Source organism: Pseudoxanthomonas sp. JC1303 (assembly GCF_058448525.1).
In genome coordinates this window covers 2,967,339-2,979,155 of the sequence record NZ_CP185958.1, presented here as the reverse complement: position 1 = coordinate 2,979,155, position 11,817 = coordinate 2,967,339, and the positions used below count along the sequence as shown (strand labels likewise).

14 protein-coding genes are annotated in these 11,817 nt (G+C 65.9%); 3 read left to right on the top strand and 11 right to left on the bottom strand.

What is annotated here, in order from left to right; all coding sequences use genetic code 11:
- Positions 1 to 63: 63 nt before the first annotated feature.
- The gene (locus ACORQU_RS13305; RefSeq protein WP_271644953.1) at positions 64 to 540 is read left to right on the top strand and encodes a hotdog fold domain-containing protein; all 477 of its coding nucleotides are present in this window, start codon (positions 64 to 66) and stop codon (positions 538 to 540) included.
- Here ACORQU_RS13305 and ACORQU_RS13300 read toward each other — a convergent pair.
- The 3 genes from ACORQU_RS13300 to ACORQU_RS13290 all read right to left on the bottom strand — a co-directional run bounded on the left by ACORQU_RS13300 (position 537) and on the right by ACORQU_RS13290 (position 3,300).
- Complete coding sequence (locus tag ACORQU_RS13300) at positions 537 to 893, bottom strand: DUF1304 domain-containing protein (protein ID WP_491641598.1); 357 nt, start codon at positions 891 to 893, stop codon at positions 537 to 539. The genes ACORQU_RS13305 and ACORQU_RS13300 overlap by 4 nt on opposite strands.
- A gap of 88 nt (positions 894 to 981) precedes the next feature.
- Positions 982 to 2,298: an NTP/NDP exchange transporter gene (locus ACORQU_RS13295; protein WP_491645119.1), complete on the bottom strand. Its 1,317-nt coding sequence runs from the start codon at positions 2,296 to 2,298 to the stop codon at positions 982 to 984.
- A 114-nt stretch (positions 2,299 to 2,412) separates the two neighbouring features.
- Positions 2,413 to 3,300 (bottom strand): DMT family transporter, encoded by an 888-nt coding sequence (locus ACORQU_RS13290; RefSeq protein WP_491645117.1) that lies wholly within the window; start codon positions 3,298 to 3,300, stop codon positions 2,413 to 2,415.
- A gap of 26 nt (positions 3,301 to 3,326) precedes the next feature.
- On the opposite strand from ACORQU_RS13290, the gene ACORQU_RS13285 reads away from it, so the two are divergent.
- Together ACORQU_RS13285 and ACORQU_RS13280 are read left to right on the top strand one after the other, a co-directional pair.
- Positions 3,327 to 3,566, top strand: a complete 240-nt coding sequence (locus tag ACORQU_RS13285; protein ID WP_491641597.1) for a hypothetical protein — start codon at positions 3,327 to 3,329, stop codon at positions 3,564 to 3,566.
- Positions 3,559 to 5,034, top strand: a complete 1,476-nt coding sequence (locus ACORQU_RS13280; RefSeq protein ID WP_491641596.1) for a serine hydrolase domain-containing protein — start codon at positions 3,559 to 3,561, stop codon at positions 5,032 to 5,034. Before ACORQU_RS13285 ends, ACORQU_RS13280 begins: the two co-directional genes overlap by 8 nt.
- Positions 5,035 to 5,224: 190 nt before the next feature.
- On the opposite strand, the gene ACORQU_RS13275 is transcribed toward ACORQU_RS13280, so the two are convergent.
- The 8 genes from ACORQU_RS13275 to ACORQU_RS13240 all read right to left on the bottom strand — a co-directional run bounded on the left by ACORQU_RS13275 (position 5,225) and on the right by ACORQU_RS13240 (position 11,817).
- On the bottom strand, positions 5,225 to 5,734 hold the full coding sequence (locus ACORQU_RS13275; RefSeq protein WP_491641595.1) for a hypothetical protein: 510 nt from the start codon (positions 5,732 to 5,734) through the stop codon (positions 5,225 to 5,227).
- Between the two features lie 744 nt (positions 5,735 to 6,478).
- Positions 6,479 to 6,871: a glycine cleavage system protein GcvH gene (gene gcvH / locus ACORQU_RS13270; protein ID WP_491641594.1), complete on the bottom strand. Its 393-nt coding sequence runs from the start codon at positions 6,869 to 6,871 to the stop codon at positions 6,479 to 6,481.
- Positions 6,872 to 6,940: 69 nt separating this feature from the next.
- Positions 6,941 to 7,561, bottom strand: a complete 621-nt coding sequence (locus ACORQU_RS13265; protein ID WP_271644946.1) for a 2-hydroxychromene-2-carboxylate isomerase — start codon at positions 7,559 to 7,561, stop codon at positions 6,941 to 6,943.
- A gap of 6 nt (positions 7,562 to 7,567) precedes the next feature.
- Positions 7,568 to 8,674, bottom strand: coding sequence for a glycine cleavage system aminomethyltransferase GcvT (gcvT, locus tag ACORQU_RS13260; RefSeq protein ID WP_491641593.1), 1,107 nt, complete (start codon positions 8,672 to 8,674; stop codon positions 7,568 to 7,570).
- A 49-nt stretch (positions 8,675 to 8,723) separates the two neighbouring features.
- Positions 8,724 to 9,365: a CPBP family intramembrane glutamic endopeptidase gene (locus ACORQU_RS13255; RefSeq protein WP_491641592.1), complete on the bottom strand. Its 642-nt coding sequence runs from the start codon at positions 9,363 to 9,365 to the stop codon at positions 8,724 to 8,726.
- 9 nt (positions 9,366 to 9,374) lie between these two features.
- The gene (locus ACORQU_RS13250) at positions 9,375 to 9,806 is read right to left on the bottom strand and encodes an NfeD family protein (RefSeq protein WP_491641591.1); all 432 of its coding nucleotides are present in this window, start codon (positions 9,804 to 9,806) and stop codon (positions 9,375 to 9,377) included.
- Position 9,807: 1 nt separating this feature from the next.
- Entirely contained in the window at positions 9,808 to 10,773 is a 966-nt protein-coding gene (locus ACORQU_RS13245) for an SPFH domain-containing protein (RefSeq protein WP_491641590.1), read from the bottom strand.
- 99 nt (positions 10,774 to 10,872) lie between these two features.
- Positions 10,873 to 11,817, bottom strand: coding sequence for a DUF6607 family protein (locus tag ACORQU_RS13240; protein ID WP_491641589.1), 945 nt, complete (start codon positions 11,815 to 11,817; stop codon positions 10,873 to 10,875).

Genomic DNA, 11,817 nt, shown 5'->3' with positions numbered 1-11,817 from the left:
CAACAAGAGCAGTCACACGACGGCGGACCCAAGGGTCCGCCGTTGCCGTCTCCGGAGCGCACCATGGCCGCATCACTTCTCACGCTGTATCGCCGCCTCCAGCGCTGGCCTGCCGGCGACTGGTTGTTCTCCCGCGCGGTGTGCCTCAAGGCCCCCTACTTCAGCAGCATCGGCCCTCGCATCGTCAAACTGGAGGCGGGTCGCTGCGAAGCGCGCATCGCCGACCGTCGTCGCGTCCACAACCACATTGGCACCGTGCACGCGATCGCGCTCTGCAACCTGGCCGAACTCACCGCTGGGCTGGTGACCGATGCCAGCCTGCCGCCGTCGATGCGCTGGATCCCCAAAGGGATGTCGGTGCAATACCTGAAAAAAGCCGTTGGCACCCAGCATGCCGTGGCCACGCCAGCCGAGCCGCTGCGTGAATCAAGCGAAGCTTATGCGCTACCGGTCGATGTCGCGGTGCGCGATGCCGGCGGCGAAATCGTCTTCACCGCACGCGTGGACATGTGGGTGTCACCCAAGCCGGCACGCGCCTAGACGTTCGCCACCAGGCAGACCAGCGCCAGCGCCGCCGGCGCGGCCTGGATCCACAGGATCCGACGACTCACCGTGGCGGCGCCGTACGCGCCTGCGACGACGACACAGATCAGGAAGAAGGCGGCCACGCGCACGTCTTTCAACAGCAACGCGCCCCAGAGCAGGCCAGCGGCCAGAAAGCCGTTGTAGAGCCCCTGGTTCGCCGCCAGCACGCGTGTGGTTTGCGCCTTCTCCAGCGACATGCGGAAGGTCTTCAAGCCCAGCGGCTTGGTCCATAGCGCCATTTCCAGCACCAGAAACCACAGGTGCAGGATGGCGACCAGAACGCTCAAAACAGCGGCAATTGGCGGCACGGATCGGTCCAGGCGGCAAAGATCGCGGGCAGTTTGCGCTCGTCGCACCGTGCAACGCCAGCGCTGGCGCCAATGGCGCCTGGAATTCCTATCGCGATGCCGCGCGCGGCGGATCTTGGATCGACTCAACCCGGCGCCACAGACGCCAACCAATGCCGGCGGCGGCAAATGCGGCCAGAGCACTGATCGCCGCGAAGCCACCGATCGTCATGCCGACCGTCTTCAAGCCATTCATGCCTGTGGCGATCGCGACATCGCCGAAGCGCCAAACTGCGGTATCGACGGCGTTCTGGCCCTTGTAGCGCACGTTGCGCGGCACGCGTGTGTAAAGGCTATGGCGCGCGGGTTCGGCCATGCCGTACGCCAGTCCGCGGCTTACCAGCAAGGCCAGCACGGTCGGCGCTACTGGACCGACCAACAGGGGTAGCTTAAACAACGGTGCATGGGGATCGTGGGAGACCACCACCAAGGTCAATACCGCAACACTCACACCGGACCACAGCAGGATCAGGATGCCCGGGCCCTGCCTGGGTAAGAGCCAGCGCGTCACTGTCAGCTGCACCAGGACCGTCAGCAAGTTACTGGCCAAGTCCACGTCGGCATGGAAGCGCGTCCTCGCGACGGCATCGGTGAAGGTCGATCCGGAATAGTCCAGCAACAACGCATAGTTCACTGTGCCGATACCATCAGCGAGCAGCAGCAACGCTGCCATGCCACGCATGAAGGGGTCTGCGAAGATCTGCTTCAGACCGTCCCACATGCTGCCACCGACGGCATCCTCGTGTCCGGATTCGTGCCGCCGAGCACCGTGCATACTGGCCCAGCGGCCAAGCAGCACCACGCATATCACTGCGATCCCAAGCAGCGCGGCCGACACCAGCAGCAGCGGTGCGACGCCGACAAGCTGAACCAGCGAACGGGTCAGCAAGGGACCAGCCAGCGCACCGAGCGTGCCGGCCACGGCAATGATCGGAAACAGGCGCTTGGACTGCCCCAGAGTCCAAATGTCGGACATGAAGATCCAGAACACCGACACCACGAACAGATTGAAGACGCTGACCCACACAAAAAAGACAATTCCCAGCATGCGCGGACTCAACAGACCCACTGTGGCGAACGCCGGCATGAAGGCCAACTGGCATGCCATGAAAAACACATACACCCAAGGCACCAGTCGACGCCGCGGCCACTTGGAGGCGAGGGCGCCAAAGACGGGAGTCAGCAACAGCGTGGCAACGAACGTCGCCAGATAAAACCACGGGAGCTGCGTCGTCCCCACGGCCGCAGATAACTGCTCCCGAACCGGACGCACGACGTAGTACGCGGCCAGCACGCAGAAGAAGCAGACGAACGATAGCGACACCGCCCAACGTTCTCCCGCTTCGACCCGGCGGGGTTCATGCATAGCCAAGGGCGGCGACTCCGTCGCATTGGGTTGCGCGCACGGTATCCGATGCATCGCAGCATCGCCAGCATGCCCCGTGCGCCGCAATGTTCCTGCGATGCGCGCGGTCCGATTTCAGTCGCGGCCGCTGCGGGTCACCAGCCACACGCCCAAGGCAGCGCAAGCGAACCCGGCGGCCTTCAGCGCGGTCAGATGCTCGCCCAGGGTGAAGTGCCCGAAGACTGCCGTCACCGGCGGCATCAGAAAGAACAGCGCCGCGACCCGCGTGGCCGCCCCACGGCGGATCAGCAGGAACAGCAGGGCAAAGCCTCCGATCGAATTGACCAGGACCAGCCAGGCCAGCGGCGCGTAGAACGCCATACGGTGGTCGAAGTCGAAGCCCTCCCCCAGCGCGAACGGAAGCAAGACCAGCGCTGCCGCGCCGTTCTGCAGCGCCAGGCCCAGGCGCATGTCCACGTGGGCCGCGTGCCGTTTCTGGTACAGCGTGCCCGCCGTGATGCCGGCCAAGCCGAGCAGCAGCATGGCCCAGGCGCGCAGTGGCGTGGCGCCATCCACCCGATCGGCCACCACCAGCGCCACGCCGAGCAGGCCCAGCGCCATGCCGGACCAGCGCACGGCCCCCAGCCGGTCGCTGCCATCCAGTGTGGACACCAGCGCCACCAGCAGGGGCATGGCGCCGATCACCAACGCGGATACGCCGGCATTGGCGCCCCATTGGAAGCTGACGTAGACCGCGCCGAAGTGCATCGCCAGTATCAGCACGCCGGTCACCGCGCTGTGCCAGACGTCGGCGCGCCTGCATGGCCGTACGCGCGCCAGCGCAGCCATGACGCCGAACAACGCCGCCGCCAGCCCGAAGCGCAGCACCAGCGACGTCAGGGGGGCGGCGTGGGTCACGGCGAGCTTGCCGGCGATGTAGCCGGTGCACCAGACCAGGACGAAGCTCAGGCCGATCAGGCCACCAGCACCGGTGCGCTGCGCGGAGGGGTTGGGGGGAGGCATCGGCACGATGATCACCCGCGCTCGCGGTGTCGTCTTTGATGCTTTGGTCGCGCCTGCCCTGCGCTACCGGTGAAGATTTCCAGCCGCCGGAAAATTGGCGGGCGTCGATTGGAACGGCAGATGCAATTCGCCTTGTTGGGGGACATCAAAAAACTGAACAGGATGAACAAGATGCCATCGCAATCTCCTGCCGTTTGTGCATCGCCCAAGAGCAGCGTTATGATCGAATCAAGCAGGTCTTACGCGGGCGTTTTGCACATGAATGAACACAGCGGGCGCCGCCGTGCGCGATCGTTGCGGATGAGCTCACTGGCCATGCTCTTGCCGCTGGCCCTGTCCTCCACCGCGCAGACGCCCACGCTTTCCGCCATACCGGCGACGGCCGTGACCGCTGTCGCAGAAGCATCTCCTGCTGCAGCCAAGGCCTGGCGCGCCGCGCCGGCACCCTATCAGTCGCCGACCAAGCCGCTGCCGTACCGCACCGCGCTCAAGCCGGCGCAGATCCGCCCGGTCGCCCCGGGCTTCGATGTCGCAGCGTTCGAGGCCCTGGCCAATGACCTGACCGTGGGCGAACGCGTCCCGGGCCTGGCCATGGCGATCGTGCAGGATGGACGCATCGTCAGCGCACGCGGCTATGGCGTTACCGACGTCGATCATCCGCAGCCGATCGACGGCCATACGGTGTTCCGCCTCGCGTCCCTGTCCAAGGCCTTCGCCAGCACGATGACCGGGCTGCTGGTCAACGATGGCGTGCTGCGTTGGGACAGCAAGGTCGTGGACTACGTGCCGCGCTTCCAGCTCAGTGACCCGACCGCCACCCGCGAGGTGACCGTGGCTGACGTGCTCAGCCACCGGACCGGCCTGCGCTGGCATAACGCCTTCGACCGCGACATCGAGAACAACGCCGACTACTACACCGTCTCGCAGAAGCTGGCGACCGCTCCGCTGGGCTGCAAGCCGGGCGCCTGTTACGAGTACCAGAACGTCGCCTTCAGCCTGGTGGGCGACGTGGTGTTCGCCGCCACGGGCAGTTTCTACGACCAGGCGGTCGACCGACGCATCTTCAAGCCCCTGGGCATGAACGACGCCAGCATCGGTCTGGCCGGAATCGAACACAGTGCCAGCTGGGCCAAGCCACATGTGCGTGCACGGCGCGGCTGGACCTCGCTGGCGCCCAAGCCCACTTACTACCGCCTGGCGCCGGCCGCCGGCGTCAACGCCAGCGCCAGCGACATGGCCGAGTGGCTGCTGGCGCAGTTGGGGCATCGTCCCGACGTCCTGCCTGCGCCGCTGCTGGCCACCTTGCATGCCCCGTTGATCACCACGCCGGGCGAAATGCATGCCGGTTGGCGGGGGACGCGCGTGGATTCGGCCAGCTACGCTCTGGCCTGGCGCGTGCTCGACTATTCCGGCCAGCAGGTGGTGTTTCATGCTGGTGCCGTGGAGGGGTACCGCGGATTGATCGCCCTGGTGCCCGGGCGTGACTTCGGCGTGGCGATCCTCTGGAACAGCACCAGCCACCTGCCCTCCGCCCTGCTGCCCACGGTGCTGGACACGGCGCTGGGCCTGCCGCCGCAGCAGTGGCTCAATACCGACATGGGCAAGCAACTGCTACTGGCCCAGACCCATGGACGCCCGCTCCCGGCCGCGATGCATGTGGCCGACGACGATGGCAGGGACGATGACGACGAGCCCGGCGCCTCGGCCGGCAGGTCCGTGGCCGCACCACGCTGATCCCAGTCTGGGTCGCTTCAACGCAAACGCCGGATCATTCCCGGCGTTTTGCTTTTCGAGGCATGGCGCAGATCACCTCTTGCACCATGTCTGACCGGCGCGCAAAAAAAAACCTTCTCCCCGCTGGGCGCCGGGGAGAAGGTTCGCAGTGGCATTCCGGTATTGCGTGCGGCAGTTGCCGCGGCCTTCTTTAGATCAGCGGCGCCGGAGTGGCCGGCAGCGCGACCGGGGCCGGCTTCTTCTTGGCAACCTTCTTCTTCGGTGCAGCCTTCTTGGCGGCCTTCTTGGCCGGGGCCTTCTTCACGGCCTTCTTGGCGGCAGCCTTTTTAGCAACCTTCTTGGCCGGCGACTTCTTGGCGGCCTTCTTCACAGCCTTCTTGGCGGCGGCTTTCTTGGCAGTCTTCTTGACGGCCTTCTTGGCAGCGGCCTTCTTGGCGACCTTCTTCACCGCCTTCTTGGCCGGCGACTTCTTGGCGACCTTCTTGGCAGTAGCCTTCTTGGCGGCCTTCTTCACGGTCTTCTTGGCCGGCGCTTTCTTGGCGACCTTCTTGGTGGCCTTCTTGGCCGATTTCTTTGCAGCTTTCTTCGTTGCCATGTGATGGCTCCTCGTCAGTGAACTATTGGATGAAGCATCCAGTACTAGGCCCAGTACTTGAAACGCAGCGGGAGTCGGACCCGCATGCAGCCGCCGACGCGCCATGCGCGCTGGGGCGGATCTTGTTCGGCAGCGCGACGCACGCATGCCGTTGGCCGATCCAAGCAAAGACACCCGCGACCGGTGCGGTGCAGGTGTCCAGTTGAATCAGGCGCTGAGTTTCCTCGGGGGAAGCGAAGCCTTCGACCATCCTGTTCGGGGTACGGGTGGGCGACCTTGTCGTTGTGCGTTTCGTCGCGATGACCGGCTCGCTTGCGTTGTGGTGCGAAGGTACGTTGGGGCGAAACCTAATCACGGTTTTTATAGGTGTCAACCGTTTTTCAGAAAAATTTCCGCGCGTGTTTACGCGCCCTCCAGTCGATGTTCCGGCAACCGCGTTCGCGTCGCCGCCAATCGCATCATCCAACGGCACCGCAGGTGCGTACATGCATTCAAGCAGAGTGCTTTTTTTATGATGTTTCCTGCTTGGCTTCGCGTGCACGCACGTTGCCGTGCAGACACGCCGTCGATGCGACGCATGCCGTGCATGCCCTGTGCGCGGAGTTGAATCGCGGCTGATTTCTCTCGCGTGATCCGCGCCGCTTTTCGCGTTGCACAAGCTTCGATCCGCGCGAACTGCGCAAACTTTTTCGCGCTTGCAGACGCCTTGTCGACGACGCGGCACGCATCGCACCCGCCCTTGCACCCGCACGCATCACACAGGTCGCGTCGTCGGAAAAGAAAACGCCGCGTCCTTTCGGACGCGGCGTTGGGTGATGCGTTCGTCCGGGCGAACCCCGGAGGCTTGCGTCACGCTTCGTCTTCGAGCTGCTCGGCGTAAGCGTCCGGGTCGAGCAGTTCAGGCAACTCGTCAGCGTTGCTGATCTCCACGACGAACAGCCAACCTTCGCCATAGGCATCTTCGTTGATCGTCTCGGGCTTGTCGGACAGCGCCTCGTTGACCTCGACCACGGTGCCCGACACCGGGCTGTAGACGTCCGAAGCCGCCTTGACCGACTCGACCACGGCACTGGCATTGCCCGTGGTGACCGTGTCGCCCACATTGGGCAGCTCGACATAGACCAGGTCGCCCAGCAGGCTCTGGGCGTGGTCGGAAATACCGACGGTGACCCGTCCGTTTCCTTCGACGCGGGCCCACTCGTGGGACTTGAGGAATTTCAGATCGCCAGGGATCTCGCTCATGGGGGTGCTCCGGTCGAATTCATGAATGAAGGGAAGGACGCAAGTTTAGCCAAAGCCGTCGCCGACTTGTCACCCGGCACGGTAGGGCGGGCGCTCGCTGGCCAGCGCCGCGTCCAGCATTTCGATCCGGTCCTGCCCCCAGAACGGCTCGTTGAAGCGTACGTAGCCTGGCAAACCGGGCAGGCCCGCCTTGATGGCCGCCTGCGTGTTGTCCGCGTAGATGCCTTCGATGCGCCCACTGGCCGCGTCCTGCAAGACCGCCTGGGGGTCGAAGCCGCGCGCGGCCAGCAGCGCGGCCAGCGTGTCCGGCTCGGCCAGATCCTGCTCGTTGACCCACAGCGCGGCGAACGCATCGGCCATGTAGCCGGCCGGATCGTGCCCCTGCTCGACCAAGGCAATCACGCTGCGATCGGCCAGGGCTACGTCCACCGGATAGAACTTGGGCTGCAGGTTGAGCGGCAGTCCACGCTGGGCACGCACGCGCTGCAACTCGATCAGGCGATACGACTGCCGTACGGGCGGACGTTGCGGCAGCGGCAACGAGCCGACCTCCGCGAACAGGTCGAAGATCCGCACCGGCCGCACCTTCACCGTCGCCCGATGTCGCCTGGCCGTGTCCATCAGCGCCTGGTGGCCCAGGTAGGACCAGGGAGAAATCAGGCTGACGAAGTAATCGATGGACTCGGCCATGGCGTTCTACTCCAGGACGCCAGGCTGGGCCTGGCCGTCGCGCACGAAAGGAAACTTCACGACCCGCACCGGAACCTCGCGGCCCCGGATGTCAACGCGGACCGCACCAGGCTCGCCCGCTGGCACGCGGGCGAAGGCAATGGCCTTGCCCAGGGTCGGCGAGAAGGTTCCGGACAGGATCTCGCCCTCGCCCTGGGCGGTCAGGACTTTCTGGCCGTGGCGCAGCACGCCCTTGTCGTCCATCACCAGCCCGATCAGCTGGCGCGGGGCGCCCTGCAGTTGCTGCGCCTCCAGTACCGGGCGACCGACGAACTCGCGGCCCTCGTCCAGGGCCACCGTCCAGCCCATTGCCGCCTCGTAGGGGGAGACGGATTCGTCCATGTCCTGGCCATAGAGGTTCATGCCCGCCTCCAGGCGCAGGGTGTCGCGCGCGCCAAGGCCAGCCGGCCTGACGCCGGCATCTACCAGCGCGCTCCAGAACGCCACGGCCGCCTCGGTCGGCAGCACGATCTCGAAGCCGTCTTCGCCGGTATAGCCGGTGCGGGCGATGAACAGGTCCACTCCGTCGGTCGTGCTGGCCTCCAGCGCGGCGAAGCGGCCGAGCTTGTCGGCGGCGGCGCGGTCTTCCTCACGCAACAGGCCGATCACCTTGGCGCGCGCATTAGGCCCCTGCACCGCGACCATGGCCAGCTCGGGGCGCTCGGTCACTTCAACGCCATAGGCCTGCGCCTGGCGGTTGATCCACGCCAGGTCCTTCTCACGCGTGGCAGCATTGACCACCAGGCGGAAGAACGCCTCGTCCAGGAAATACACGATCAGATCGTCGATGACCCCGCCGCGCTCGTCGAGCATGGCGGTGTAAAGCGCCTTGCCGGGCTTCTTCAGCTTGTCCACCGAGTTGGCCAGCAGGTAGCGCAGGAATTCGCGCGTGCGTGGCCCGCGCAGGTCGACCACGGTCATGTGACTGACGTCGAACATCCCGGCGTCGCGGCGCACGGCATGATGTTCCTCGATCTGCGAGCCGTAGCTGATCGGCATGTCCCAGCCGCCAAAATCCACCATCTTGGCGCCCAGGGCGCGGTGACTGTCGTTGAGGATGGTCTTCTGGGTCATGGCCTGGTCCGTTCAAAGAAGCCGGCATTATCCCAGAAGCAAGGCCGCCTTACCCTGGCATGCGCCCCAGGTGGATGAGAAGTAGGGCCACCATGTCCGAGCATGCGTGGAATCCCACAAGCGAAGCGAGCTGCTGCCGATAGCGCCACTGGAGCAACCCGAGCGGCAGGCACAGCAGTGCCGCGTTGATCACGCCAAAAATCCCGAGTTGCACGTGGTAGAGCGCAAAAGCGGAACTGGTGGCCAAGAACGCCATCACCGCCCCTGCCCGCCCCGGCATCGTCATGCGACGGAGCGACGCATGGAGCACGCCCCGAAAGACCCATTCTTCGTAAAGCCCGCCAATCAGCCACGCCGCGCTCCAGGCCACGAGCAGGCTGCCTACCCCCCTTTGTACGAATACGAAGTCCGAAAAGTCTGGACGCAGGCCGGTGAGCCACACGATCCAGGGACCCAGGACCAGGAAATTGACCAGCCCCCACACACTGCCAAGGACACCTCCCAGTACAAGCTGCGACCAGCGCCAGCGGGATCCGGAAACGCCCACTTCCGGCCAGCGCATTCCCTGAAGCTTCAGCGCCGCGCGGCACAACACCAAGCCAGCTATCGGGTACAGGAAGAAAGGAACACCCAGATGGGGCGCGACCAGCGCAAGGACCAGACAGACCCATGCCAATGCGCGTGACATCATTGAACCAGATCAGGCCTCGACCACCTGCAGAGTCATGCCATCGGTGGCCACGACCCGCACTGCAGTGCCAACCGGTAGATCCGGACCCTCCACGCTCCAGTAGGTGTCGGCGATCTGGACGCGACCGCGGCCGCGCACGATGGGGTGCTCGAGCACGGCGGTCTGCCCGACCAACTGCTCGGCGCGGCGGTTGAGCAGCGGTTTGTCGCTGACCTGGGCACGGGCACGGAACCAGCGCCCGTAGACCAGCAGCGAGGCGATGGCGAAGACCGCGAACAGAATGGCCTGCGGCAGGATGTCCAGGCCCGGAGCGACCAGCATCACCGCCATCATCGCCGCGGCAGCCAAGCCCAGCCACATCAGCGAAGCGCCGGGGACCAGCGCCTCGGCCGCGAACAACACCAGCGCCAGCACCGCCCAGAACGCCAGACGCGTGGCCATGTCAGGCGCCCGGACGCGGCACGCGCGGGGGCACGGCCGGCGGGCGCGCCGGATCCTCGCCCAAGGCTTGTCGCGCCAGTTGGGCGATGCCGCCGAGCGAGCCGATCATGCCGGAGGCCTCCATCGGCATCAGCACGAACTTCTGGTTGGGCGCGGTGGCCAGTTCCTTGAACGCTTCCACGTACTTCTGCGCCACGAAGTAATTGATCGCCTGCACATCGCCCTCGGCGATGGCCTGCGACACCAGCGTGGTGGCCTTGGCTTCGGCTTCGGCCAGGCGCTCGCGGGCCTCGGCCTCGCGGTAGGCCGCCTCGCGCTTGCCCTCGGCCTCGAGGATGGCACTCTGCTTCTCGCCTTCGGCGCGCAGGATCTCCGACTGGCGCGCGCCCTCGGCCTCCAGGATCGAGGCGCGCTTGTCACGCTCGGCCTTCATCTGCCGGGCCATCGCGTCGACCAGGTCGCGCGGCGGCTGGATGTCCTTGATCTCGATCCGGTTGACCTTGACGCCCCACGGGCTGGTGGCATGGTCGACCACGCCCAGCAGGCGCGCGTTGATCGTCTCGCGGTTGCTGAGCGATTCGTCCAGGTCCATCGAACCGATGACGGTGCGAATGTTGGTCTGCACCAGCGCGATCATCGCCTGGTCCAGGTTGGACACCTCATAGGCCGCCTTGGCGGCGTCCAGCACCTGGAAGAACACCACCCCGTCCACCTTCACCACCGCGTTGTCCTTGGTGATGACTTCCTGCGAGGGCACGTCGAAGACCTGCTCCATCATGTTGACCTTGCGGCCCACGCCCTGCATGTAGGGAATCAGGATGTGCAGCCCCGGCGAGAGCGTATTGGTGTACTTGCCGAACTGTTCGACCGTGTACTCGAAGCCCTGCGGCACCACGCGCACGCCCTTGAACAGCGTGACCACGACGAAGACCACGATCACCGCGGCCAGGATCATTCCCGTTCCCATTGCGCTCCCCTTACCCCACGCCCGTGGCGGGCGCTCCTGCAGCGATTATAGGGGCGCGTGCATGGGATGCGCCGACGTGACCGGCGTCCGCCGCGACGCTCAGCGTTCGGCCGTGGCCGGCGCGGCTTCCACATACTTGGCGAACACCGCGTCTGTCTGCGCGGCCTTGACCTCGCCGCCCTGCACCAAGGTGTCGGCCTGCTCGAACAGCGGCATCACCATCGCCATGCCATCGAGCTTGGTCTTCAGGTGCAGGCCCGGGGGCGCGTTCAGGAACCCGGCCCAGCGCGCACGCACGCCGGCCCAGAAGTCGCTGGTCGCCTTCCAGTAGGCGTAGGCCGGCGCGAAGTCGACCTGGCTGTCGCGGCGATAGTCGTCGAAGCCGAACTCGCGCGCGATCTCCACCTGGCTACCGTCGGGCTTGCGCAGCACCTTGGTGTTGAACTGCTCGTGGCTCCATCCGTTGGGCGTGATGGTGTGGCGGTTGACCACGCGCAGGGCGTTGTAGTCGCTGCGTCGGGTGTACTCGCGGCGCGGCAGCGGACGCCAGCCTTGGTCACTGGTCCAGGTCGCCACCTCGCCGCTGTAGGTCCAGCGGCCGGTGCCGCAGTAGCGCGGCGCGTCGCTGACCTCGTACACGCACTGGGTCCAGGCACCGGCGGTCTCCTGCGGCGACAGCGCGCGCACGGTCCAGGTCTGGTCGGCGCTGAACTCGAACCGCTGCGGCGCCTGGTAGACCCAGTCCTCGCGCCAGTGCTTGGTGACATGGCCACGCTTGCCGTCGACCAGCAGGTGCTGCAGCACCACGCGGGTGGGCGTGTCCTCGACCACGACCACCGCCTCGTCGGCGCTGCTGCGCATGGCCGCGGCGCGCTCATAGCCGGGCTGCAGCAGCACGGTCTCGTCGAAGGCGAAGTCCACCGCGAACTCGCCGGCGATCTTCAGGATGGCCGCATGGTCACGGGCCGGATCGGCGGATTGCGCATGCGCCGGTGCGAGCACGACTAGGGTCACGAGGGCGGCGAGCGGCAGGCGTCGGGGCAT

What these genes read in the sequence shown, in the direction of transcription:
- ACORQU_RS13305 (WP_271644953.1), top strand. Translation starts at nt 64, where the DNA reads ATGGCCGCATCACTTCTCACGCTGTATCGCCGCCTCCAGCGCTGGCCT.
- ACORQU_RS13295 (WP_491645119.1), bottom strand. Translation starts at nt 2,298, where the DNA reads ATGCATGAACCCCGCCGGGTCGAAGCGGGAGAACGTTGGGCGGTGTCG.
- ACORQU_RS13290 (WP_491645117.1), bottom strand. Translation starts at nt 3,300, where the DNA reads ATGCCTCCCCCCAACCCCTCCGCGCAGCGCACCGGTGCTGGTGGCCTG.
- ACORQU_RS13280 (WP_491641596.1), top strand. Translation starts at nt 3,559, where the DNA reads ATGAATGAACACAGCGGGCGCCGCCGTGCGCGATCGTTGCGGATGAGC.
- ACORQU_RS13275 (WP_491641595.1), bottom strand. Translation starts at nt 5,734, where the DNA reads ATGGCGCGTCGGCGGCTGCATGCGGGTCCGACTCCCGCTGCGTTTCAA.
- gcvH (WP_491641594.1), bottom strand. Translation starts at nt 6,871, where the DNA reads ATGAGCGAGATCCCTGGCGATCTGAAATTCCTCAAGTCCCACGAGTGG.
- ACORQU_RS13265 (WP_271644946.1), bottom strand. Translation starts at nt 7,561, where the DNA reads ATGGCCGAGTCCATCGATTACTTCGTCAGCCTGATTTCTCCCTGGTCC.
- gcvT (WP_491641593.1), bottom strand. Translation starts at nt 8,674, where the DNA reads ATGACCCAGAAGACCATCCTCAACGACAGTCACCGCGCCCTGGGCGCC.
- ACORQU_RS13255 (WP_491641592.1), bottom strand. Translation starts at nt 9,365, where the DNA reads ATGATGTCACGCGCATTGGCATGGGTCTGTCTGGTCCTTGCGCTGGTC.
- ACORQU_RS13250 (WP_491641591.1), bottom strand. Translation starts at nt 9,806, where the DNA reads ATGGCCACGCGTCTGGCGTTCTGGGCGGTGCTGGCGCTGGTGTTGTTC.
- ACORQU_RS13245 (WP_491641590.1), bottom strand. Translation starts at nt 10,773, where the DNA reads ATGGGAACGGGAATGATCCTGGCCGCGGTGATCGTGGTCTTCGTCGTG.
- ACORQU_RS13240 (WP_491641589.1), bottom strand. Translation starts at nt 11,817, where the DNA reads ATGCCCCGACGCCTGCCGCTCGCCGCCCTCGTGACCCTAGTCGTGCTC.